This is a genomic window from Erythrobacter westpacificensis (assembly GCF_039542285.1).
Taxonomy (GTDB): domain Bacteria; phylum Pseudomonadota; class Alphaproteobacteria; order Sphingomonadales; family Sphingomonadaceae; genus Alteraurantiacibacter; species Alteraurantiacibacter westpacificensis.
This window is the reverse complement of record NZ_BAABHV010000027.1, coordinates 33,379-58,417: the sequence shown is the minus strand read 5'-3', so window position 1 is coordinate 58,417 and position 25,039 is coordinate 33,379. Positions and strand designations below refer to the sequence as shown.

Here is a 25,039-nt window from a genome sequence, read left to right as displayed (position 1 = left end):
CACCAAAGAAATTTGAGGGGCGGGGCCTCTCCCTGCGTATTCCAAGTAGGTGGAACTTCGGTGGGGAAGAACTCATGCTATTATCTTACGCCGCACAATCAGAGGATATTGTTGCCGAAGAGCAGGAGCGTTCCGAACCTTCGAGCCCACAAGAGACGAACAGAGAGATTATTGAGCGGGTTCTTGTTGATGATTATGTCATCATCCGCCGTCTTGCGCTCAAGCGTCTGCGCAACCGTGTCGCGGCGGATGATGTCCTTCAGTCCTTCTGCGTCAAAGCGCTTGAGCGCGCGCACCAGCTGCGCGATGAAAAGGCCGTCCACGGATGGCTGCGGCGTCTCTTCGAAACGACGCTGCTCGACCATTACCGGGCCTCGGCGCGGCTCAACGCCAAAACGACCCCGCTCGAACCCGGCGGTTCACCCTTGGAAGAAATCTTGGGAGAAAGTTTATCGGTCGATGAAAGCGAGGTGGTCGAGGAGGTATTGGCGACGCTTCGGCCAGCCTATACGCAAATCATCCGGCAAATGGACCTGGGACGGGAAGAGCCTTCGGCCATCGCTTCGCGCCTCCACATTTCGCCCAACAATCTCGCCGTAAGGCTCCACCGTGCGCGCGGCGCATTTCGCGATGCTCTGGCCGACACTCCTATTGCTTTGCAAGCTTGAGGAGCCGACGCGCTCGTGTGGGCGGGCAGAGACTTTGTCATGCCTATTCAGTGAGACCGAAACGAGGTCTGCGCTGTAATAGCAGGCGCGCTGCCGCGTCTATGTACATGCATGCGAGCTCTAAGGGTCGAATTGGCGGGACCATTTGGCTGCGTAAAAGCCCGAACCCGCCAAGCTCGTTGCCGCGGCGATGCCTCCAACCCCGCGCCTCGGCAGTGCGGCACGCCGTGATCCTCCCCCCTCCTACGGCGTGCCGCCATTGCCTTCCGACAAGCGGGAGCAAGACCGGTGTCTGATACGCTCGTGCTGTTACTCACGCTGGATTGGCTCGCGCGGTTTGCTATCTTCGCGGTGATCATTTTCAGCCGACCAGAGGTTGGCGCACAGGGCTGGCTGGCGCTGGTTCTCGTCTTCCCCATTCCAGCCATTCTCGTTGTCCTTTGGGCGTTCCGTCCGCTGGCAACGGCGCGCAGGCGTGCCCGTTTTGCTGAAGCGCGCAGGCAGCTCAAGATTGCGCGCCGCCAGATCCTGATGTCGCAGCACTGCTCACCGCCGCAGCTTCCCGCGCATCTTGTTCGGGCAGCGCAGCTCATCGAGCGGGTCAATTTGTTCCCTGCGGTGGGTGGAAACAACATCGAAGCGCTAGCGGATTATCAGGAAGTGATAGACCGTCTCGTGGCCGACATTGGTACTGCCCGGCACCATGTTCATCTCACGACCTACATCTTCTCCGACGATGCTGTGGGCAACCAGATCGTCGCGGCGCTCGTGGCTGCCGCAAGCCGCGGGGTTGAATGCCGAGTTCTGATCGATGCGCTCGGTTCCTATTGGTGGTCCCGCCGTATCATTCGAAAGCTCAGGAGCTGCGGGATAACGGTGCGCCGCGCGCTGCCCGTATCGCTTACGAACATGGAGGCCCTGCGGCCCGATCTGCGCAATCATCGCAAGCTCGCTGTGATCGACGGACGGCTCGGATATATTGGCTCGCAGAACGTCATCAGCGCCGAGCTACCGGGAGGTCAGCGCAGCAAGGAATTCGTGGTGAGGGTCAACGGACCCGTCGTGCTCCAGATGCAGGCGCTCTTTGCCAATGACTGGTTTTTGGAATGCGGCGATCTGTTGAGTGACGGGGCGCTCTTTCCGCATGAACGGTCCGCAGGGGCGGCGCACGCACAATTGGTGGCTGGCGGACCCGAATATCGGCGCTCTGTCATCCGGCTGCTCCTCGATGCGCTGGTGCATACGGTCGAACACCGGCTTGTCATTACGACGCCCTACTTCGTGCCGGACGAAGCGCTCCTGCTCGCGCTCGAAGGGGCCGCCGCCCGCGGTGTCGAGGTCTGCTTGATTCTGCCGAAGAAGGGCGACCATCGTCTGGTCGATCTGGCGCAGCGTTCTTTCTTCGATCGAATGCTGGAAGCGGGCATCGACATACACCTCTATCATCGCGGATTCTTGCACGCCAAGCATGTCAGCGTTGACGATGACCTCGTCCTTGTCGGTTCGATGAACATCGATTTGCGCTCGCTGGAGTTGAACGGAGAAGCCGGCCTCCTGATCTATGATCAGGACACAACCGCGCGCCTGCGCGAAGAGGAGGCACGCAACATTGCGGGGAGTGAGCGCTTGGTTCGCGCCGAATGGAATGCCAGACCTGCGCTTGCCCGCGCTGCGGAAAATGCAGCACGGCTCTTTAGCCCGCTATTATAGGATCAACTTTGCTTTGCACGGCAGACTTCGCGTCGCGCATCTTTGCCAAACACCCCGCCAGGATTTTCACGCGCTGGGAGGAGCGTTTGAATAGCTCCGGGCGGAATTCTCAGGCAGGGGAGGGGTGTTGTACATTGCGTCCAACAATGCGGACCCGAAGCTCGACTGTTTCGCCATTCTTCGGGAGTACAATCGCATTCCCGGCATGAGTTTTGCCATCAACGGTGAGCTCGACGTCGGCGCAGCCAAGCCCTTGCGGATCTTCGACTTTCACTGACACCAACCCGCCACCAACCCGCAGTGTCGCGCTGAAGCCGCCCCAGGTGGGCGGGATACAGGGGTTGACGACAAGCCGGCCATCGGACTGTTGCAACCCCAAGATGCTTCTCGTGGCGAGCTGCCATGCCCAGCCTGCGGCCCCGGTATACCAGCTCCAGCCCCCTCTGCCCGCATGCTGCTCACCCGCAGAAATGTCTCCGGCGACGGCGTAGGGCTCCAGGCGATAATGCTCAGCCTTCGCGTGATCGTCGGAGCGACCGGCAGGGTTTATCATGTTTAAGAGGGCGTAGGCTTTCTCGGGCTCCTTCGCCTGCGCAAAGGCCATGCCCAGCCACGCGGCCGCATGCGAATACTGCCCCCCATTTTCGCGTATCCCGGGAGGGTAGGCCTTTATGTAACCGGGATCGATCAGGCCTTCGTCAAACGCGGGCCAGAGCAGCTTTGCCAACTGGTCCTCCTGCGAAACAAGCAGGTCCCATGCGGACTGGAGGGCCTTGCTCACGCGCTCTTGATCAGCCGAGGCAAAGGCCGCCCATGACTGCGCGATCGAATCGATCCGGCAATCGTCGTTTCTGGCCGAGCCGATGGGCCGCCCGTCATCATCGAAGGCCCGCAAGTACCATGAGCCATCCCAGGCTCTCTCTTCCGCGCGCTGCCTTATCTCGGATGCCCGTTCTTCCCATTCTTTCGCCTCGTGCATCCGACCGGTCCGGCGGCAGATGTCGGCGAAGCCTTGCGCTGTGACCGTGATAAACCATGCCAACCAGACGCTTTCGCCATGGCCCTTCGCGCCGAGGCGGTCCATTCCATCATTCCAGTCCCCGGCGCCGATTAGCGGCAGTCCATGGGCCCCGACTGCCAGAGCGCGGTGCAGTGCGCGCTCGCAGTGCTCGAACAGCGAGCCGCGCCACTCGGTCGCATCGAATTGCGCATATCGATTGGCTTCGTCGGGGGCGAGTTCATCGGCATCGAGGAACGCGACTTCCTCGTCGAGGATATCAAGGTCACCGGTCGTCGTGACATAGATGCCAACAACATAAGGCAACCAGAGCAAATCGTCGGAAAAACGCGTTCGCACGCCGCGATCAGCAGGGGGGTGCCACCAGTGCAGAACATCGCCCTCTACGAATTGATGCTGCGCGCTTTCGAGGATGTGCGCGCGCGCGAGCGCCGGCGCCGTGTGGAGAAGCGCAAGAACGTCCTGCAATTGATCGCGAAAGCCGAAGGCCCCGCTCGACTGATAGAATCCCGTGCGCGCGAGAACACGGGACGACAGCGTCTGGTATAGCAGCCAGCGGTTGACCATGACGTCGAAAGCCGGGTCCGGGGTTGAGACCTGAAGGGCGCCGAGTGTCTCATCCCAGAAATTCTCCAGCGCTGTCATTGCCGTCTCTGCCTCGTCTGGCTCACGCCAGCGCTGGGCGAGTTCCATGGCCGCATGGTGGCCTGGCCCTTGGCCGAGCACGAACAGGATTTCTTCTTCCTCGCCCGGGCCAAGATCGAGGTGTATCTGATAGGCTCCGCATGTATCGCCGCCCGCGCATACGCTGTTGGTTAGACCCCATCGCCGAAGCGCCGCGGGATCCGCCGGGTCCCCACCCCTGCCGATGAATTCGCCGCGGTCGGTCGTGAAGCCGTGCGGTGGGCGGTTTGACGTGAGAAACGCCACCTGTCCGGCAAAATCGCTGTTCCAGCGGTTCGTTGCCGTGATGGTCTGCGTCTCGGTGTCAAAGTCGCAGACTATGTGCGGGCGTGCGATACTGGGAAGAGAGCCGAGCAGCCACTCGGCATAATAGGTTGCGGTTACGCGCCGGTGCCGGTCTTCGCAGTTGCGGATCTGCAGCCGAACGATCTTCACCGATGCATCAAGCGGTACGAACATTGTGAGCTGATGGTCCAAGCCGGCGAACCGTTTTGACCATTTGGTGTAACCCGCGCCATGCCTGACTTCGCAGGCAGCGGCATCGCCAACGGGAGCAGGCGTTATGGTCCATACCTCGCCAGTTTCCTCATCACGCAGGTAGAGTGTTTCGGAGGGACGGTCCGTGACCGGGTCGTTCGACCATGTTGTGAGGCGGTTCTCGCCGCTGTTTATTGCCCAAGTGTACCCCCCGCCGGCTTCGCTTACGAGCGCGCCGAAGTCACGGTTGGCCAGGATGTTGCACCACGGAGCAGGCGTTGCCTGCCCGGGTTCGACGAAGATGACATATTCGCGGCCATCCGCCGTGAACCCACCCAAACCATTGTCGTAGAGAAGGTTCGCTGAACGTTCGAGCGATGTCATCGAGGGATGCTGCGCAGCCCTTGTTGCAGAAAACAGCGGCAAGCGGTTTGGCACAGCGTGCGCTTCTTCCAGCTGGTCCTGCAAACTACCCCGTACGTCGTCGAGGGTGACACGCGCCGTGCTCTCCAGAAGGCGCACCCGATCCGCACCGATCTGGTCCGCGAAAACGATATGCACGCCGCCCTTGCGCCCAAGCAGCTCCGCCATCTGCGCGCGTTGCAGCGCCTCCCTGAGCTGGTCGAGCACCGGTTCGATGTAGGCTGAGCCGGCAAGCTGTAGGATCACCAGATCCACCTCCAGTCCGTGCCGCCGCCACAATCGGTGGGCGGTGAGGAGGACGGGCAGCAGGGTCGTGGTCTCACCGGCAGATCGCAGCAGAAGGATGGGGTGGTCGCCGGACACGCCCATCCCCCACAAATCCGCTTGTCCGAGCCTGTTTTCGTTCTTCGCCGCGCGCGTGCTCGATGCGGCGTTCCCCGGATAGATGAGAGCCGAAGCGAGCTGCTGCAAGATGGGCAGGTGTTCGGCTTCGATGTTCATGTGGGCCAGGGCGCGTGCATTTTCGGCTGCCGTATCGTGGGTCGCCCATTCGACCGAATCGAGAGTCGAATGACGCTCGGCCAGCTCGACGGCGGTTTCGCGCGACGCGGCCGCGACTGTCAGGAAACAGATTTCCCTGGTCTCGAACGGCTCCAGGTCGATGAGGTGTTGAAGAGCCATGACTGGGTCCAAGGTCCACCCTTGGGTGTTCTGCACGGTTTCGGTTGCCCCTGTTGGGGAGCGCAGGTTTTCATGACGCCTGATGAAGGCGCGCCGGTCGGTTTCGAAGCGGGCATTGCGAACCGGTCCCCCGCCATCGACCGCAAAATGAAGGAGCACCGGCGGCGTATCCCGTGGCGCGCGCGCGCGGCGCTCGAACAGCAGGCCACCAAGCGATGGGACATGCTCGCTCTTGATAAACAGTTTGCTGAATGCCGGGTGCCGCTCGTCCTCGAGCGGCTCGCCGAGCACGATCTCGGCGTAGGTCGTCACGCGAAGCTTGCGGTGACGGGAACTCTCGTTGATGAGCCGCAAGCGCCGCACCTCGATGTCGCTTCCCGCAAGAACGCCAATCTCGAGACGCGATGCAACGCCTTGATCGCGCCGGCGAATTACTGCCTGGTGCGCATGGCATGTGACCTCGTACTCTTCCGCTTCGGACCCGGTTGGTTCGAGCGTCGCCGACCATAGCCGTCCGGTGTCTTCATCGGCGATATAGATCCAATAACCGTCCGCATCGTGAGTGGCGTCCGCCACGAAGCGTGTCAGCGCCCGGTGATGCCAGCGCAGTCCGCCGCTACCGCTATCAGAGAGCCACGTCGATAAAGGCCCGTTTCCAAGCAGGAGCATTTGCGGCACGGATGCTTCGCGCCTGGGTTGCCATGACGCAGGCAGAGTGACGGGCGTTCCCCGAACCATGGAAATCGTGCGGTCGGCAAGCCTGTCAATTTCTGGCGGAATCTCGCGTGGCACCCGTTCGCTCAACAACAACATCGTGGGCCGCATTCGTGGATCTTCGGCGAAACGGCTAGCGAACCGGTCTGAGAACAGCGCATTGACGATCGCCGACAGGAGCATGCCTTGGTGGTGTGCCATATAAGCATTAACGGTCTGGGGACCGCTGCCCGGGGAGCGGTCAGGCGTGAAGTCGAGCGCTTCGACCAGGCCATATCGACCGCTGCCGCCCGATCGTGTCAGCAGCCTGAGGTTCGCTACTGCCTTCTTTGGTGCAACTGCCAGTGCAAGCGCAGTTGCGTAAGGCGCGACAACCATGTCCCGCGAGAGGCCCCGTTTCAAGCCAAGTTCGGGAACGCCGAACCCTTGATACCTGTAACGGTGTTCAGGATCGCGAGCGGAATATGCCGATTCCGAGATACCCCAGGGAACGCTCTGGGCTTGCCCGTAGCGCTCCTGGACGTCGACCACCATCCGCTCGCTCTCGCCCAGCAGCGTGCCGGTGTCCGGCTTGAGCAGCAGGCGCGGCATAAGATATTCGAACATCGAGCCGTTCCAGGAGATCAGCATCGCTCCACCCTCGACGCGCCGTAACGGGCGGCCCAGATGGAACCAGTGTTCTGGCGGAACATCGCCTTTTGCGATGGCGAAAAAGCTCGCTAGCCGTGCCTCGGAAGCGAGGAGGTCATAATAATGTGTATCGGGACGTCCCAGACTGACATTGATGCCAATGCGCAGGAGGCGCCGGTGCTCGTCATAGAGCGGCGCAAACTCCATTGAATAGGCCAACTCGATTGCTTGGTCTGCGAGGCTGGACAGTTGGTCAGCCGGGATACCGCCGTTCCCCAGGTCCCGGCACATCGAACGTATCTGGTACTGCAACCGATCGACGAGCACCTCGATGTCGACCAGATGGTTCGGCGCTGCCTTTTCGGACTGCTCGCCCAGACCAAGCGCTGCCTCCATCTCCGGGATCAATACCTCGCAGATATCCTGCAGGCCGGCCATCCAGTGGGCACGGTCTTCCTCGACACCCTCCAGGCGCGACCTTAGCTGGGTGATCCAACGAGGAAGCGCTGCATCCTCAGAGTTTTGCGCGACTTGTTCGATCAGATCGACCACATCGATCAGGCCGCGCCAGCGTTGCTCCTCCATACCTTCCGCACGCCGCGCCTCACGCAAGGAAGCAGCGTAGGCGAGCAGCGCCGCCGCGAGATTGCCGCTGTCCACCGTCGAGACATATCGAGGTTCCAGCGACGCGAGCGTTCTTGTGTCGTACCAATTGTAGAAATGTCCTCGATATCGTTCCAAGCGATCGAGCGTGGCGAAAAGGTTCGCCGTCCGCGCCGCGAGTTCTGCACGGCCGATGTAACCGAGGTCCCAGGCTGCGGCTGTCGATAGCATCAACATGCCGATATTCGTCGGTGACGTGCGCTGCGCGATTTCTGCATGCGGAGCGCCCTGGTAGTTGTCCGGGGGGAGCCAATTGTCTTCCGGGCCAGCGAAGGTCTCGAAGAAGAGCCAGGTCCGCCTCGCCAGGCCCCGCAGGAAGCGCCGGTCATCCTCGGCAAGCGGTTCCGCATCTTCGCGGCGTTCGCGGGCCATCGCCCAAGTAATTTCCGGCGCGGCGATCCAAAGAATGAGCAGCGGAAGGGATGCGGCCAAAGCGTCAGGTTTGATGGCGGCAAGAAGCGCCGCGAGAGCGACCGAAATGGTCGGTCCCAACCACATCTTGCGCCATATGACACCTCGCGCTCGGTTCGAGCGGATGTCGGTGGCGGAGTGCGCGGCGCTTGTCCATTCGAGGAGGTTGCGCCGGCTTGCAAAAAGCCTCCAGAGCGTGACCGCGATCGCACGAACCGACAATATGGCGTCATCGTGCAGATAGACGACGGCCAGAAACCAGCGGCCGGCCTGATCGCGCAATTGCGGCCACAGGCTACGCGATGTCCCACGCCGCCGTCCTGTCGCCAATCCGGTCACCAGATCGGTGAATACTTGACCTGCTGGCATGAAGAAGGCGAGCAGACTCCAGAACCATGCTTGCCCCGGCAAAATAAACCAACCCGAGACCACCAGTAAGATCGTTGCCGGGGCAACCAGGCTACGCCTCAGATTGTCAATAATTTTCCATCGGTCGATGGCGGCGATCGGATTTGGGGATCTTGTGCCATCTGATCGCCTCACCTTGCCTGCCAGCCATGGCAGGAGCTGCCAGTCCCCGCGGATCCAGCGGTGCGCGCGCCGCGCATATTCGAGGTAGTTCCCGGGAAAACTTTCGAACAGGACGATATCGCTGGCCAGACCAACCCGGCCATGGACACCCTCGAAGAGGTCATGGCTGAGAATGGTATTTTCGGGCACGCGCCCGGCAACGCTGCGATGGAAAGCATGGAGGTCGTAAATGCCCTTGCCGACGAAAATTCCAGCACCAAACAGGTCCTGATAGACGTTCGAGACAGCCCGGCTGTAAATGTCGATTGACGTATCGCCGGCAAAAAGTCGTGCGAACAGCGTTCGCGATCCACTCTGGGGCGAAATCTCCACCCGCGGCTGGATGACCGTATAGCCGCCAAGCAGCTTTCCCGTTTCCGGATCGATCCTGGCCTGGTTCAGTGGGTGGGCAAGCGTCCCGACAAGCTTTCGCACAGTGCCGGTAGGCAAGGTGGTGTCTGCATCGAGAGTGATGACGAAGCGAATATTGCGGGGTATTTCGCGCGAGCCGACATGTCGATGGAATGCTCCGCCATCGCCTTCGATGAGCATGTGATTGAGCTGCTCAAGCTTTCCGCGCTTGCGCTCCCATGCGAGCCAGCACCCTTGTGCTTCACAATATTGCCGAGGGCGCATCAGCAGGTGAAATGGCTCGCTTCCCTCGCTGCGATAGCGAGCGTTGAGCGCGAGAATTTCCCTTTCCAGCGCCTGCTCGATTTGCTTGTCCACGGCAATGCTTTCGCTCGCCGCGTCGGCGAGATCGGCCAAAAGCACGACGTCCACCATCGGATCGCCGTTCGAAAGCCAGTGGTTCTCCAGCTTTTCGATCAGGAAAGGCACTTCGTCCTCGCGGGCGATCACGACCGGGACCGCTATCAGCGTCGCGCAGTCCTCCGGCAGCCCGTCACCAAAGTCGAGTTTGAAAAGAGCTCGCGGCGGCAAGAGGCGCGTAATCGACCAATGCAAGAAAGTGATCGCGACAACCGAAGCGGGAATGAGCGACAAGGACAAGCCGGCGAACCATCCCGTCGCGCCTGCGTCAGCGGCGTCGAGATACATCGCTGGCAGCAAAAGGGCCCCGACAAGGAGCCCGATGAGCGAAACGAAGTAGACCGGGCCGGGATGGCGCAAGGCATAGTCCAGAAGGCGGGCCCGAGCCGGGAATACCGCTCCTGTCTGTTGCCGGAATGCCCTGCGCCCATCACCGCTGAGCCAGAATCCGACGTGATGAGATCGGTCGTCAGGCAAAGCGGCGCAGCTTGCTTGGATCGCCTCGAGTGCGACATCGGTCTCGGATAAATCGCCATATTCCGCCAGTTCTTCAACCGCGCGGCGATAGCGATCGCGGCTATCGAAATCCATCTGCCCGTAATATCCGGATGGATCGTTTCGCAAGATCTGTTCTACCGGACTTACGTCGTCGAACAAATCCTCCCACGAGATGGCATCAAGGGTACTGAGATTGGCGATCGCGCGTGCGACCCGTTCATTTGCTTCCAGTGCATGCGCCTCGCCTGCCCATGAGGTGGTCGCGACGGGCACGTCGAGCTGATCGCACAGCAGGGTCGACAAGGTTTCCACGAGGATCTCGACGCAAGCGATGCGAAGCATGGCCGGGAACGCCCAGAGTTCTCCGATGCGGAGCGGCGCCGTGCGCTGATAAGCGATCAGGAACCGGCTCAGGGCCGATGCCGAAACCTGCATTCGGCTCAGTTCGAGAAAACGGTGCGCGAGCACGAAGGCACGCGGGAAGCCAATGGTTTCTTCACCCTCGAGGGCTGGCAGTTTGCTATAGAAGCCGGTTGGCAGATCCTGTTTGATCTGCCTCAGCGCGCGGTGGACCACATAGTCATTGTCGAGCAACCATTCCGCCGCCTTGCTGGCTTCGGCCCCAGCCTTGGCGCATGCCAGGCAAGCCGCACGCAGCCATTCGAGGATGGCATCGGTTCCTCTGCGAGCGGGAATCTCTTGCGCTGCTTGCGCGGATATCCGGTCCTCCTCGGCAAACTGGATTGCAGCATGATCGAGCGCCGAGAAATCGCTATTAATGTCCGACATCAGCTGGCGAATTCAGTTTCCGCAGCGAGGGCCTCGAACATGAAGCCAGAGCGGCCCGGTTTGGCCAATGGAATCCGAAGGTCCGGTTGGACGATGAATGTCGGGCAAGGCGCACTTTTCGCCAGAGCGCCGGCGACACTTCCGTAGGGCGCGCTGGCAAGGTTGGTCTGGCCATGGGAAGCGACCACAACAAGTTCGATTTCGAGGCGGGATGCGATCAGATTGAGCCGCTCGCACGTTTCGCTGTCGGTTCCGAAATACACGGTAGCGTCGATGCCTTGCCGCAGGAGCCTCAACTTCCATGTTTCGAGATAGTTGCGTGCGCGCGCGGAGGTATTGCTCCTATCGGAACCGGCCTGTGTTTCGTGTGAGGGCAATTCGGCGGTTGGAGAAACAATGTGCGCCAGGATCACTTGCGCTTCTAGCGACTGGGCAAGCCTTGTGACAACCGGCAGCACGCTCTCGGAATTGGGCGATCCGTCAAGCGGCACCAGAAGTTTGCGGTACTCGGCCGAACATTTCCTTTCGCGTCCCGAAGGAAGTAGAAGCATGGATGCTGCGCCGCTTTTCAGCAGCCGGTCGGCGGTGGTGCCCAGGCCTGAATGTGGACCTCGCCCGCTATGCCGCGCGAGGACGAGGACCGACCCGCGATGACCCTCCGCCCAGTCTATCAGCCGTTCATGGGCGGTCCCCGGGAGAACAACGGGCAGCACATCCGAGACCGTCTCGCTGGCCTCCCCAATAAGCTCGCCTATGCCGTCGCGGCATTCGGTGAAGCGCAGGTTCCACTCGATCGGGTCGGCAGGAAGAACCCCATGCGGGGCCGTTTCAACGATCTGCGCAAAGCCAAGCTGCAGGCCGAGAGCTTTCGCGATTGCGCGCGCGTGCCGTGCCACTTCGAGGCGATTCATGTCTTCGTCCAGACAAGCAAGAATTTGCGGCGCTTGGCTGGGAAAGCGGGTGCGTTCGTCTCCAACCGGCGACCTCAGCACCGTGCTGGCACGTGATCGGGTATTCGTCGACATGGCAGTACCCTCCGGCATCATCATCGTTTCGCCCAGGCAATCATGCCTGGTGTCCCCGCGAATGGAATTTATGGCACATCGGCCATCAGACGCAGGGAACACCGGCATGGTCTCACCAGCCTCATGCAGGGCAGCGAGACTTCTTCTCGAAAGCCGGCCGATCGGGGAAGGCCGACATATACTTGGACGCCATCGGTGCCGATCAATTACACCCGCACCATTGGTTCGCTCGCGATCTCGCGTTCCAAGATCGAACCGGGATTATCGATCGGTGGAGGCTCTGGCCCGGCGGGGCATCTTGCTCACCAGACGGCGCGCAAGGGTCGATGCGCATTCGCCTCCAAGCGAAGAGGCTCTGCCCTGTCAGGGCTGCTCAATGTGCGCCGGCGGCCCGCCTTGCTGCCGATCAATGTAATTCTCGGGGCGCTGATCGAAGCGCCGCACGCACTGAGCCGAGCAGAAGAAATAAGACCATCCCAAAAATTCGCGGTGGGCCTCGACGGTCTCTAGCGGAATGCTACGCCGGCATACTGGATCGGTCACCTGCATCGTCAGAACGCCGTTCCATGTTCGCACCACACGCATGTGCAGTCCTGATGGTCGCAACTTGGGTCATGTAAGCCCCTGCGCAGGCGACGTTCTGCAGCGGGGAAGAGCAGAGCGTGGAGAGACGATGCCGCATACAGCTTGTGCAGCCTTTCTCCCGTACTGGCTTGCATCAGTTTCGCTGTCACCCAATGGCGTCCTGTCGTTCCGATGCTGTTGAAGACAAAACGATTGACGATGCCCGCCTTCATTCTCGGTAAAAGCAAACGGCGCCACAATTGCTCATAGCTTCGATTTTCGAGGATGCTTTGTGCAGCGAGCGCGCCCGAAGTGATTGAATAGCGTAAACCAAACCCCGCAAGGGCATCCTGGAAACCCGCATGCTCGCCCGCAACCGGATGGCGCCCCTGAACTGCGCTTCTTGGGAGTCGCAGATTTCCATAACCGCCGAAGGCTTGTTGGTTACGCATCACGAGCCCGACTTTCTCCCGGAAGAAATCACAGGTTCGCTCGACAAATTCCTGTTGCCGTTTGAAGCCGCGAAAAAGACACGCTGCGATAGTCCCGCGGCCTTGATGGACCAGGAGATAGGCATAGCCTCGCGGTGTCAAACGGTCGTCGAAGGCAATGTAAGCTCCATCTTCACACTCGGTTTCGAATACATATCCCGAGGCGATGATATCGGCTTTGCGCGGTCCCCCGGCGAGGATCGTTTCTCCCTCGGTTTCGCGAACGCGGCTCCCGAAATGGACCTGCACACCAAGCGCCTCTGCCTGCTTGAGGAGCCCATACTCGAGGCTTTGCACCGATCCGCCGCGCTCAACGAGATAATAGAGTGGGCGGCGCGCTGAAATCTCGTACCGCCGTCCGCGCGCATCGAAACCCGTGCCTGTTCGAACTGGATGGGCCAGGAAGTTGATATCGATCCCCCAGCTTTGGAGTTCGCACAGCGTATCCTCGTCGCAGCTCCAGTTTTCAAGGCCCTGGAAATCGCCGTGAAAGCGCGCCCCGACGTGGCGGTGCCATTCGTGAAGCTCGACATCCCTTCCGCCTTTGGCGAGCACGATCGCCGCGGCGAGACCCGCCGGACCTGCGCCGACCACTGTAACGGCTGCGCTCACTAGGTCAGGTCAGTCGCGAACCGCGCCCCGGCAGGAATGGAGCAAGTTATTGTCACCTCCCTGGCTTGGCGGAGACGAGCGTGCGAAACTTCGGGAAAAACCGGGGAACGCGTGCTGCGTATTGGCGATAGCGCTCGCCGAACCCGGCGAGTGCCTCTCGCTCCTCCCGCAGCGACAGCCGCCAGTACATGAGGAGGAGGATCGGGAACATGGCCAGCGTAAGTATGGTCGGCCACTGAACCAGAAAGCCCAGCATGATGAGGACGAAACCGACATATTGCGGGTGGCGGATGCGAGCATAAGGTCCTTCGGTTGCAAGTGTCCCCCCCTTCTGTGCCTGATAGAGCACGCGCCACGCGGCCGACAAAAGGATGAAACCACCTCCGATCAAACCAAAACTGAGGAGGTGGAACGGACCGAAATGCGGATTGCCGCGCCAGCCAAACAGCATTTCGAGCAAATGACCGGAATCGTGCGCGAACCAGTCAACCGACGGATAATTGCTCTGCAGCCATCCGGACAGGAAGTAGATGGTAAGCGGGAAGCCGTACATCTCGGTGAAAAGCGCCACGAGAAAGGCGCTGAACGCCCCAAAGGAGCGCCAATCGCGGCCCGATTTCGGCTTGAAAAAGCTGAACGCAAAAAGAATGAAGATCGCCGAGTTGAAGGCGACCAATATCCAAAGTCCGTATGCGGAATCGTGCATCGTCAGCGCACTCCTCTATCGTTGCCCGGCCGGTCATTGGCCGCATATCGGGAGGCAGTTTTCTTGGACGCGGTATCGGTTGTCTGGTCATGTGCGCCATGGTGCCCGGACGGTGGTGTATCGGCCGGGCTATGCCCGCCGTGTCCGCCATGCCCACCGTGCATGAAGAGGTGGATGCCCACGCAAAACGCCAGGATCAATCCGAGCAGATAATAGTCACCGGGGATATGGGCCTGATGCTCGAACAGCAGCAGGAACCCGACGGCGAGAAGAAACACGGTCACCGTTATTCCTGCCCGCGTTCCGAAAAAGGGCCGATCCGGACCACTTGTCCCCTTTCGCATAGTTATACCTCCATCGCAAAGCCGCGCTTCAATAGGCGGTGCTTCAGGAAATAGACGCAGAGCCGGCCGCGTTCTTACAGGGAGGCTTTCTTGTGGTGCCCGAAAGCACCCACGCCGGACTTGGAAGTGTAAGTTGATCTCCGACCGCTCGTCTTTGGGAACACAATCATTCAAGACCTGAGAGGCGGTATGACCCAGAGACAACGAGGAAAATCAGCGCGTCACGAACTTGGTCTGCGTGCATTGAAGCCAGCCTTGCGCGCCATCGTGAAGGCTGGTCGACTTACAGTCATCGGTGCTCACGCGACGCGACTGGTCATCGATTCCGGTTCACCAGGACCCTCGGTTGCGATCAAGCTTCATAGCGCTGCGCTGCCGTTCAAGCTTCTCTCGCGCCCCTCGCTTGCGCTCGGCGAGGCCTATATGGATGGGTCCCTCACAGTGGAGGACGGATCCATTCGCGATCTCCTTGCAATTGTTACTTCCGGGCTCGATGCACTTGATGAATTGCCGATCGAACGCCTCCGCGCACCGCTCGCGCGGATAGCCACCCGTCTCACAGGCAACCGCCGCCGTAAAGCGGCCAGAAACGTCGCGCATCACTACGACCTTTCGAACGAGTTCTATGCACTCTTCCTCGACGAAGACTGGCAGTATTCTTGTGCTTATTTTTGCCAAGGTTGCGGCTCTCTCGATGATGCTCAAACCGCAAAGCGGTCTCACATTGTGCAAAAGCTGATGGTGGGTGAAGGCATGAGCGTCCTTGACATTGGCTGTGGCTGGGGCGGCCTCGCGATCGAATTGGCAAAGCAGGGCGCGGCCGAAGTGTTAGGCATCAGCCTTTCGCAAGAGCAACTGACGCTGGCGCGCCAGCGCGCCGAGGAGGCTGGGTTTGCAGAAGAGGCGCGGTTCGATTTCTGCGACTACCGCGACCTTCAGGGTGAATTCGACCGTATCGTTTCCGTCGGGATGTTCGAGCATGTCGGCCCAGCCAGCTACGGGTCCTTTTTCAGAGCCATCGAAGAGCATCTTGCTCCGGATGGGATCGCCGTCGTCCACTCGATCGGGAGAATGGCTCCCCCGGGCGGAAAGGATCCCTGGGTCGACAAGTACATCTTTCCCGGCGGTTACATCCCGTCGCTGTCAGAGACCCTGTCCGTCGTCGAGCGCATGGGCCTGTGGGTTACCGATATCGAGATTCTGAGGCTGCATTATGCGGAAACTCTGGCGCATTGGTACGAGCGCTTTCAATCGCGCCGCGAAAAGGCGCTCGAACTTTTCGACGAGCGCTTCTGCCGGATGTGGGAGTATTATCTCGCCGCCTGCGAGATGATGTTTCGCAATGGCAATCTTATGGTTTTTCAGCTCCAGCTTGCGCACAAGCGGGACGCGGTCCCGCTGACGCGCGAGTATCTTTACGACACGAGGCGCTCAGGGGCTGCAATCGATGCAGGTGCGCCGCTACGACTAGGCTCGGGCTGCAGATGTTCCGAGGGCCGAGGCTTTCAGACCGCTTCTGTGCCGGAGCGGGTGTTGCGATAGGAAACCGTCCGAGTCGGGCAAGAGAAACTGCCGCCTAACTGAGACGACTCGAAGTCAGGATCCGAAATCAATGTGGGCATACGGGGAATACAGCGTGGTGCTGAAACGTCGGCAATTGGGGTGGTAATCGGACATTGTCATTTGCCCTCATATCCCTTTGCCTTTGCTGGCTCAGCACCCATGGCTTAGGTGGCTGCGGGAACTAGCAGGCCATTGGGTTCGTCACCTTGATACAAGTATTCGGGTTTGTTTCAGGTTTACTATGCGAGAACAAAGAATAGTAGTGTATCGCGCTGACTCTTTTTCAGCCCTTAACTTCTCACGCAAAAACAACTCTGATCGTCTTGCTTCTCAATTCTCCGCATCCTGGTCGTCTGGTATGAGTAGCGTTTCTGCGTCGATTGACTGCCATTGAGGTAGCTGACCAAGCCGGGCATTAAAACGAGTATTGAATGTTTCCGGCTCCTCCGAAGTATCGGATAGATCCGGACCATAGATTTGCTGCGCTCTTTTCGGATCATACCCCATGAGTCGCAATAGCGTCGGAAAGATCCTGTAGTGGCTGCCGTTGCCTCGGATTTCCTTTGCTAAAGGCAACACATCCGCTCCAGCGATGTAAACCAATGGGACAGCGCCTTCGCTACCGCCCGGATCCGCGTTGCAATGTGTGGAGAGGCCAGAGCTACCATCCTCACGCAAGTTCTGCCCGTGATCGGATGTGTAGATCAAGGCGCTTGAGGATAAATCTGCTGTCGCTAGAAGTCGGTCGAAGAACGCGCCAACGTTCCAGGCAATCGTGTTCCGGTATGCATTTCGGTATTGGCGCCAGCTTTCGGCAGAACCGTCAAAACCCTCGCGATTTCCCGTATCCGAGACATCCGTGAACTGGCCGCGAGGCAGGGTCGGCCGATAGGTCATATACTCGTCTGGAAACTTGTCATGAACGGGGAAGTGCGCCCCGACCTTGTTAGCCACGATAAAGCTCGGCTCAGGCTTCGATACTTCAATCGCTATCTGCTCTGCGACGCGGGAGTCGCGGGTTAGGACAGGCTCATCATCGAATTGAAAGAAGCGGTCAATCAACGCGACTTCTTCGTCATTCATTCCGTTATGCAGGGCCCCGCCAGTGCGCTGCGCGTCGATGTAAACGGTTTTCATGCCCGCACTTTTCGCAAAAGCCCAAATCGATGGACCAGCGGCAATCCTGTTCCGGTAATTCTCGCGTGTTCCGCCAAATCGCAACGCGAGGTTCGATCCGATGCTGCAGTTGGTAATGCTTGGCACAACGCCAAAATTCGAGATCGTGATACCCGGCCATTGGCGCGATAGGCCGGTTTCGACACCGGAAGGCGAGTTGATATCCAGATAATGGCCTGAAACGCTTTCGTCGATAACAAGAACGATATGATCAACTGGCTCGCTTGTGCGCTGCAAATAGACGCCTTCCCGAATTCGATTGGGCGAAAGTGCGAACTCAATTCCATACAGGCTCGCATATGCGAGAGTCGGATAGCTGGCAGGCAACCCGCGTGCACCTTCTCCGCCACGGAGGAACAGGATGGCCGCGATCGAGGCCACCACTACGTAGGGGACCGGAGCAAGCCAGTTGGGCAGCGCCAGCCGTCCGCGCGCGGGCAAGCCAATGCCCAAAAGAAGCAGCAGCGAGAGCGCAGCAGACCACCACAATTTGCCGCCGTATTGGGCATAGGCATCGTCTACGAAGGCTCTTGAATTGAGCAGATTGATGAACGCGTCATAGGTGAGGAATTGCCCGGTTACTTGACCGAAGCCGGTAAACAAAAGAGCGGCCGCAGCGAAGACTACCGCTCCTGACCAGCGGATCGCAGCAGAAGAAATGCAGGCAGCGGCGCAGATCCCAAAACTCGTCCAGCCAAGCAGCGCGAAATAGGCGGCCAATGCAGTTGAATCGTCAATGGTTGCAATACGTGCGCCTATATCTGGGACCAAAGCCAGAAGGAACCAAAGTCCCAAACAAATTATCTTCACGAATCTCGACACAGATCAAACCTCACTTGGAAGGCTTTCCGCCATCCGTAGTGCATTGCAAATCCGAGTGCATTTTTCGTAAACTATTCCGAGTTCCAGGGCGATTGACGGCCAGACAGCTCCGAATTGAATAATTCAACCGCAAGTGGTTGCGACTGCTCCTAAGTCGGCCATAGACTGAACTCCAAGTACGGGTGTCCCATCGATCAAGAATCCTAATAACTCAGGTTGTCAGTGGTATCGTCGGGCTTCAATTAACGTCAGCATCGCCGGTTGGGCTCACATCTGCGTTTAGACCATGTCGTGCGCGCTCCGTCCTCGGAGACCTCACCGGCGATCTCCCATCAGGCGAAGCAGGAACAGGAACAGATTGATGAAATCGAGATAGAGCGTCAGGGCGCCCATTACGATGGCCTTGCCGCGAAACTCGGTCTTCCCAACCTGGAAATAGATGTTTCTGATCTTCTGCGTGTCATAGGCAGTCAGGCCCGCGAAGATAAGCACGCCCAGACCGCTGACAATCAGGTCCATCGTCGAGGATTGGAGGAACATATTGACGACCAGGGCAACGAGCAGACCTACAACCCCCATGATCAAAAAGGCGCCCCAGGCCGATAGATCTTTCTTGGTCGTATAGCCCCACAGACTCAGTCCGGCAAAGGCAGAGGCGGCGACGAAAAAGGTCCGGGCGATGCTCACCCCGGTGTAGGCGAGGAAAACGGTCGATAGCGACACGCCCATGAGTGCCGCATAGCTCCAGAACAGCGTTTTCGCGGTCCTTTCCGAGAAACGATTGACCCCAAAGCCCAAGGCAAAGACAATGGCCAGGGGTGCAAAGATGGCGATCCAGCCCAGCACCGTTGGGGCGCCGGTAGCGGAAAAGAAGATCTCGCGAATGCTGGCGGTATTCGCGACCCAAAGTGCGATGATGCCGGTAAGAAGCAATCCGCTCGTCATGTGATTATAGACGCCGAGCATGTATGATCGCAGCCCCGCGTCAAATGTCCCCGAGGGAACCGATTGTGGGGTAGAGGCGCGATCAAGGCTTGTCGCGGATCGGTGGTCTTCCATAAGTAGAATTCCCTTTCTTGCGCGTATCGGCACCTCGCGGCCCGATCGTTAGTCGTGGGTATAGGCAAAGTGCGCCGTGACGGCGGGGACCCGGTGCAATCTTGGCGGCGTATTCTTGGACGGGGACGATTGCATATGCGGGGGGCGTTCGACCTCGATCCCGATCCGGTATTTGATGCCGCGTTGGAATGTCGTGAAACCACCGAAAGTGAGCGCGCCGGCGACGGTCATGGGTTCCAGACGGATCGTTCGCTGCAAACCACCGGGCTCGGTGATATGGGCCCTGACCTTCGCATCGGTTATCCGGGCGCCCGAAGCCTCGTCGAAAACAGCCGCAACGATATGCATGCTGTGCGAACCGGCGGGGACGCCGCCGTGCATCCTCGCTTCGGGGTGGCTCTTGGCGTGGCCGCGCACTGTCGCGGCAGGCACTACGCCCAGATACATCATCAACCCGTCTGCGGTCCTGACACCATCGACCACCCCTGCGTGACTGTTGGTCGGCGCCATGACCGCTGCGAACATACCTGCCGCTGCAACCAGCGCGATTGCTGACCGAATGTGTTTCGAAATCATATCGGGCTCCATCTGCGTGAAAGGTAAGACGCATGGGGAGAACGGAAATTACATCGCGCGGACGAGCGGCATCGGGACTGCGGGGCCCGCAAAACACGGTATCACTCTTGCCCGCCTGCGCCATGACGCGCTTGGGTCTCATATTACAAGCGATGGACGTTCGCGCCCGAGGCGTGCCGGAATTTCGGCCAGGCTGCTTGCGGCAAACGAAAGGTCGTTCAGTGCTTTTCGGGCGTCTTTATCGTGCAACCACGCACGGGCCTCATACCGCTCCAGATAAATCCGCAATGTCGCACCCCCCGTTCCCGTGCCGGAGAGTCGGTAGACGATGCGAGAGCCGTCTTCGAGCAGGACCCTGATGCCCTGGCGTTCGGCCACGCTGCGGTCGACCGGATCGGTATAGCTGAAATCGTCGGCCATGCTGACTATCGACCCGGCGAGCCGCTTGCCAGCCATGTCGCCGACCTGATCGCGCAAGGCGTCCATCAGCGAGTTCGCCGCGGCGGCGTCCACAGCTTCATAGTCGTGCCGCGCATAGAAATGACGCCCGTAGCGATCCCAATGATCCTTAATGATGCGGTGTACAGGCATGCCGCGAACGGCGATGATCGTGAGCCAGAACAACACCGCCGACAGGCCATCCTTTTCCCGGACATGGTCAGACCCGGTCCCGAAACTTTCTTCGCCGCACAGCGTGATCCTGCCGGTGTCGAGCAAATTGCCGAAAAACTTCCACCCGGTCGGCGTTTCGAAACAGGGAATGCCGAGCTCTTGCGCGACACGGTCGAGCGCGCGGCTCGTCGGCATGGAGCGCGCGACGCCGGCGAGACCGCCGCTGTAGCCCGGGGCGACATGCGCATTTGCCGCCAGCACGGCGAGACTGTCGCTTGGCGTCACGAACATTTTGCGACCCAGGATCATGTTGCGATCCCCGTCGCCATCCGAGGCGGCAGCAAAATTCACGGCGTCCTGCCCAAACATGAAGTCGACCAGGCTCCGGCTCCGCACAAGATTGGGGTCCGGTTTCGCCCCGCCAAAATCCGGCAAGGGCTTTCCATTGATGACGGTTCCGACCGGCGCACCGAGGCGCTCCTCGAGGATTGCTCGCGCATAAGGTCCGGTGATCGCGTGCATCGCGTCGAACCGCATTTTGAAACTGGTGCTCGTCAGCAATTCGGCAAGGCGCTCGAAATCGAACAGCGTCTCCATAAGTTCCGCGTAGTCCGACACCGGATCCACCACCTCGACCTCGGTCTCACCAAGCGAGACCTTGCCCAATCGATCAATGTCGATGTCGGGCTCGTCCACGAAGCGATAGGCGGCTATCCGTTTGCTGCGTGCGTAGATGGACTGGGACAGCGCTTCCGAGGCGGGACCCCCGGTGGAAGAATTGTACTTTATCCCGAAATCGCCCTCAGGCCCGCCGGGGTTATGACTGGCCGAGAATATCAGCCCGCCATCGGCACCGCGCTTACGGATAAGATGTGAGGCGGCCGGGGTCGAAAGCAGACCTTCGCGCCCAACAACGAGATGCTTGTATCCATTCGCGGCCGCCATCCTGATGGCTATTTGGATCGCCTCGTGATTGTAGAAGCGACCGTCTCCGCCGATGACAAGCGTTCGGTTCGCGCCTCCGCCGACCGTCTCGAAGATCGCCTGCAGGTAGTTTTCGAGATAGTGCTGCTGCCTGAATATAGCGACCGGTTTTCGGAGCCCCGAAGTGCCTGGACGTTGATCATCGTAGGGGCGCGCGGGCATGGTCAGGACATTCATCTGCGATCCTTGTAAAGCGGCGTTGAACCTGGAGCGGACAAGCGCTTTCCTGGAGTGCTCGCTTTCACCGCGCTAAAGCCCCGCCAGTGCCAGCATTGCTGACCCGCCTTTTTCAGCCTCGTCGGCGTGCAGGCGCATCATGGCAAAGAGCTCACGGCCCAGCCCTTGTTCTTCCGGCGGCGGCAGAGCACATTCGCGTTGGTTCCATTCTTTCTCATCAACTAGGGCTTCTATCACGCCGTTATTCCCCGACAGGCGCACCACGTCGCCGTCGCGCAAGCGCGCGAGCGGACCACCAGCATGCGCTTCGGGCCAGACATGGATTGCCGCGGGCACCTTGCCCGAAGCACCCGACATGCGCCCGTCCGAAACAAGCCCGATGCTGAGCCCGCGGTCCTGAAGGACGCCCAAAGCTGGCATGAGCTTATGCAGTTCGGGCATCCCGTTCGCGCGCGGCCCCTGAAAACGCACGACGATCACCATGTCGCGGTCGATCTCCCCCGCCTCGAATGCGCGTAGCACGTGATCCTGGTCCGGGAAGATCCGCACCGGCGCCTCGATTGTCCAGCGTTCGGGGGCGACTGCGCTCGTCTTCATGACACAGCGACCGAGATTGCCGGTGAGGAGCCGGATCCCGCCATCGAGCGAAAACGGCGCCTGAGCGGTTCTCAAAATGCTTTCGTCGCGGCTTTTTGTTGCAGCGCGGCGCCATACAAGTTCATCACCATCCAATGCCGGCTGCATTGCATAGGCGCCAAGATCGTCCTTCCAGACGGTCAGGACATCTGGGTGAAGCAAACCTGCATCGAGGAGTTCGCGGATGACAAAGGCCATTCCGCCTGCCGCTTGGAAGTCGTTCACATCGGCAGCGCCATTCGGATAAATCCGCGCCATGAGCGGAACGACCGTGCCCAACTCCTCAAAATCGCTCCAGTCGATCTCCAGGCCAGCGGCACGGGCGATGGCGGGCAGATGAATGGTGTGGTTGGTCGAGCCGCCGGTTGCGAGCAGGCCCACGGCAGCATTGACGATCGCCTTTTCGTCGATGCAACGCGCTAGCGGACGGTAATCACTGCCTTCAGATCCGATCTCGGCAATCCTGTGCACTGCCGCGCGCGTAAGTTGCTGCCTCAGCTTCGTGCCAGGATTGACAAATGCAGCGCCCGGCACGTGGAGGCCCATCACCTCCATCATCATCTGGTTGGAATTGGCGGTACCGTAAAAGGTGCAGGTGCCGGGGGCGTGATAGGAGGCGCTCTCGGCTTCGAGCAGTTCGTCATGCCCGATCTTTCCTTCGGCGAAGAGCTGGCGGATGCGCGCCTTTTCCCGGTTTGGGAGACCTGATGGCATCGGCCCGGCGGGCACGAGGATCGCAGGCAGATGTCCGAAACGGAGCATGCCGATCAACAAGCCCGGCACGATCTTGTCGCAGATACCGAGCAAGAGTGCGCCTTCGAACATCGCGTGACTGAGCCCAACCGCAGTGGCGAGCGCGATTGTATCGCGGCTGAACAGCGAGAGCTCCATGCCGTCCTGCCCTTGGGTGACGCCATCGCACATCGCCGGTGCGCCGCCCGCAACCTGCGCTGTCGCGCCGACCTCGCGGGCGAAAATCTTGATTTGCTCGGGATAGCGATAATACGGCGCATGCGCGGAGAGCATGTCGTTATAAGCGGTGACCACTCCGATATTAATCGCCTTAGCACCCGCGATGGTCTGCTTGTCCTCGCCCGATGCGGCAAAAGCGTGCGCCAGATTGCTGCATGAAAGCGCGCCGCGGCGCGTGTCGGCATCCCGCTGACGATCAATGAAGGCGAGATAGGCGTCGCGTCGCCGCTTCGAACGGTTGGCAATACGGGCAGTAACGGCTTCGACGACAGGGTTCATGCGCGGTCCCTCCGGGACGTTTGGGGAATGCCAGTAGTCGTGGCGCGCGCTGCCTGACTGTGCATTTCCCTCATTGTTGTTGCTCGCTTTGACGGCGCGACTGGATGAGGATTTGAATGGTCAGCAGGAGGGCCGCTGCAAGGAAGATGGCTGCCGGAAGAGGAATATCGCCGAGCACTCGCGGACCCCGATCGGCCAGCATCAGCGCTGCCGAGGCGAGGTAGCTGCCGAGCGCGGCAATTGCCAAGGCGACCTGCCTGACAGCATGGTCAAGCCCGTTTCCAGGGGCGAGAGATCCGCTCGGATGCCCCGCCGCCCCGGCGGCTTCCCTTTGTAGCCACCCGGCGCCGATTGTGGGCGCCCGCCGGACCAATCGGGCGATTTCCCATTCGAGCCGGGGGGTATGGAGATTGCCGATAGCCGCGCTGCGTCGCTCTGCGAGCAACCGGTTTCCGGTCGCCTGCAGAACAAGCAGCAGGTCCGCCTCGGGGTTGAGCTTACGCAGTGTGCTTTCCGCCGTAAACACAGTGCGGACCAAGGCGGCCAGATGCGGCGGCAAGCTGAGTGTCCTGTGCCCCGACAGGCGTCCGATATCGATCATGGTCTTGGCCAGAGACCATTCCGTAATGGCGGCGCCCTGCAGGTCCGCCAGAATACCGTCAACTCCGCGTGTCATCGTCGCGCGGTCGGCGTCGACCGCAAGGATGCCAAGGTCGACCGCGGCATCGGTGAGCCATTCGGAATCGAGATGGACGAACGCTGTTACAAAACCGAGCAGAGCCTCGCGGGTGCGAACGTCGAGCCTGCCAACGGCTCCGAAATCGTGCACGCACAGACGCCCGTCAGACATAGTCAAAAAATTTCCCGGATGCGGGTCGGCATGAAAGGCACCAAGAACGAAAAACTGTCGCAGATAGAAATCGATGAAAGTCTCGGTGAGCGTATTGTCACGATCGAGCGCTGCGTGCTCATCCAGCGGCGCGCCCATGCTGCGCTCCTGCGTAATGACCAATGTCGTCGACAGTTCATCGACGACATTGGGAATGTATATCGTCTTGGAATCAGCGAAAGCGCGGGCGAACAGGCGAATATTGCGTGCTTCCAGCGTCAGATCGGTTTCTCTGCGCAGATTGTGCGCAAGCTCCTGCGCGACCGCCGCCGCACGATGACGTCTCAGCGCAGGTATGACGTGCTGAAACAGATACACCAAGGCGAGCAGGATACGCATGTCTCTCGCAATTTGCTCGCCCACTCTGGGGCGGAGAACCTTGACAACCACCTCGCGTCCGTCATGCAGCCGCGCCGCGTGGACCTGGGCTACCGATCCCGCAGCCAGAGGGTCCCGCTCAAAACCGGCAAAGACCGTTTTGGTGTCCGCAGCCAATGCCTGTTCGATGATCCTTATTGCTTCGTCGGCAGGGAAAGGAGCGGCCTTGCTTTGCAGCTTCGAGAGGCTCGCGGCCCAGTTCGCATCCAACAGATCGCGCCGCTCGCTCAGCGCCTGTCCGAGCTTGGTGAAGGTCGGGCCGAGATTTTCGAGACGCCGCGTCGTCCTTTGTGGAAGCGTGGTCATGCGCCGACCGAACCCCATCCGATTCAGCATCATTGCGCTCAGCACATCCAGTAGGAGCCGGGTTGCTGCCCACATGATCTGAATTCCCCGGATTATCATAGCCCGCCCTGACCTCTCGCGTCCTCACCATGATTGGACGCTCGAAACGCGGGTGGATTACT

General features: G+C 60.0%; 15 protein-coding genes. 3 read left to right on the top strand and 12 right to left on the bottom strand.

Going from position 1 to position 25,039, the window contains the following annotated elements; translation table 11 throughout:
• The first annotated feature begins 74 nt into the window (after positions 1 to 74).
• Together ABFX23_RS16895 and cls are read left to right on the top strand one after the other, a co-directional pair.
• Positions 75 to 668, top strand: coding sequence for an RNA polymerase sigma factor (locus ABFX23_RS16895; protein ID WP_230293266.1), 594 nt, complete (start codon positions 75 to 77; stop codon positions 666 to 668).
• Between the two features lie 288 nt (positions 669 to 956).
• Entirely contained in the window at positions 957 to 2,378 is a 1,422-nt protein-coding gene (gene cls / locus ABFX23_RS16890; protein WP_230293267.1) for a cardiolipin synthase, read from the top strand.
• Between the two features lie 109 nt (positions 2,379 to 2,487).
• On the opposite strand, the gene ABFX23_RS16885 is transcribed toward cls, so the two are convergent.
• The 6 genes from ABFX23_RS16885 to ABFX23_RS16860 all read right to left on the bottom strand — a co-directional run bounded on the left by ABFX23_RS16885 (position 2,488) and on the right by ABFX23_RS16860 (position 14,389).
• Complete coding sequence (locus ABFX23_RS16885) at positions 2,488 to 10,707, bottom strand: GH36-type glycosyl hydrolase domain-containing protein (RefSeq protein WP_230293268.1); 8,220 nt, start codon at positions 10,705 to 10,707, stop codon at positions 2,488 to 2,490.
• Complete coding sequence (locus ABFX23_RS16880) at positions 10,707 to 11,732, bottom strand: universal stress protein (RefSeq protein WP_230293269.1); 1,026 nt, start codon at positions 11,730 to 11,732, stop codon at positions 10,707 to 10,709. The genes ABFX23_RS16885 and ABFX23_RS16880 overlap by 1 nt, the downstream gene beginning before the upstream one ends.
• Positions 11,733 to 12,095: 363 nt before the next feature.
• On the bottom strand, positions 12,096 to 12,281 hold the full coding sequence (locus ABFX23_RS17825; RefSeq protein ID WP_407675110.1) for a YHS domain-containing protein: 186 nt from the start codon (positions 12,279 to 12,281) through the stop codon (positions 12,096 to 12,098).
• Positions 12,282 to 12,283: 2 nt separating this feature from the next.
• Positions 12,284 to 13,399, bottom strand: coding sequence for an NAD(P)/FAD-dependent oxidoreductase (locus ABFX23_RS16870; RefSeq protein ID WP_230293271.1), 1,116 nt, complete (start codon positions 13,397 to 13,399; stop codon positions 12,284 to 12,286).
• 52 nt (positions 13,400 to 13,451) lie between these two features.
• Positions 13,452 to 14,105, bottom strand: a complete 654-nt coding sequence (locus ABFX23_RS16865; protein ID WP_230293272.1) for a methyltransferase family protein — start codon at positions 14,103 to 14,105, stop codon at positions 13,452 to 13,454.
• Positions 14,106 to 14,107: 2 nt separating this feature from the next.
• Positions 14,108 to 14,389, bottom strand: coding sequence for a DUF2933 domain-containing protein (locus ABFX23_RS16860; protein ID WP_230293273.1), 282 nt, complete (start codon positions 14,387 to 14,389; stop codon positions 14,108 to 14,110).
• A gap of 249 nt (positions 14,390 to 14,638) precedes the next feature.
• Here ABFX23_RS16860 and ABFX23_RS16855 point away from each other — a divergent pair, with 249 nt between their 5' ends.
• Positions 14,639 to 15,991 carry an SAM-dependent methyltransferase gene (locus tag ABFX23_RS16855; RefSeq protein WP_230293274.1) on the top strand — a complete coding sequence of 451 codons (1,353 nt, stop codon included), beginning with the start codon at positions 14,639 to 14,641 and terminating at the stop codon, positions 15,989 to 15,991.
• Between the two features lie 351 nt (positions 15,992 to 16,342).
• Here the strand turns inward: ABFX23_RS16855 and ABFX23_RS16850 are convergent, their stop codons facing one another.
• The 6 genes from ABFX23_RS16850 to ABFX23_RS16825 all read right to left on the bottom strand — a co-directional run bounded on the left by ABFX23_RS16850 (position 16,343) and on the right by ABFX23_RS16825 (position 24,953).
• Entirely contained in the window at positions 16,343 to 17,908 is a 1,566-nt protein-coding gene (locus ABFX23_RS16850; RefSeq protein ID WP_219148287.1) for a sulfatase-like hydrolase/transferase, read from the bottom strand.
• A 417-nt stretch (positions 17,909 to 18,325) separates the two neighbouring features.
• Complete coding sequence (locus ABFX23_RS16845; RefSeq protein ID WP_370638880.1) at positions 18,326 to 19,069, bottom strand: Bax inhibitor-1/YccA family protein; 744 nt, start codon at positions 19,067 to 19,069, stop codon at positions 18,326 to 18,328.
• A 48-nt stretch (positions 19,070 to 19,117) separates the two neighbouring features.
• Positions 19,118 to 19,657, bottom strand: coding sequence for a hypothetical protein (locus ABFX23_RS16840; RefSeq protein ID WP_346034091.1), 540 nt, complete (start codon positions 19,655 to 19,657; stop codon positions 19,118 to 19,120).
• Positions 19,658 to 19,783: 126 nt separating this feature from the next.
• Positions 19,784 to 21,418, bottom strand: coding sequence for an alpha-D-glucose phosphate-specific phosphoglucomutase (locus ABFX23_RS16835; protein WP_346034090.1), 1,635 nt, complete (start codon positions 21,416 to 21,418; stop codon positions 19,784 to 19,786).
• 72 nt (positions 21,419 to 21,490) lie between these two features.
• On the bottom strand, positions 21,491 to 23,305 hold the full coding sequence (gene edd / locus ABFX23_RS16830) for a phosphogluconate dehydratase (RefSeq protein WP_230293277.1): 1,815 nt from the start codon (positions 23,303 to 23,305) through the stop codon (positions 21,491 to 21,493).
• Between the two features lie 70 nt (positions 23,306 to 23,375).
• Complete coding sequence (locus tag ABFX23_RS16825) at positions 23,376 to 24,953, bottom strand: ABC1 kinase family protein (protein WP_230293278.1); 1,578 nt, start codon at positions 24,951 to 24,953, stop codon at positions 23,376 to 23,378.
• Between the last annotated feature and the right edge of the window lie 86 nt (positions 24,954 to 25,039).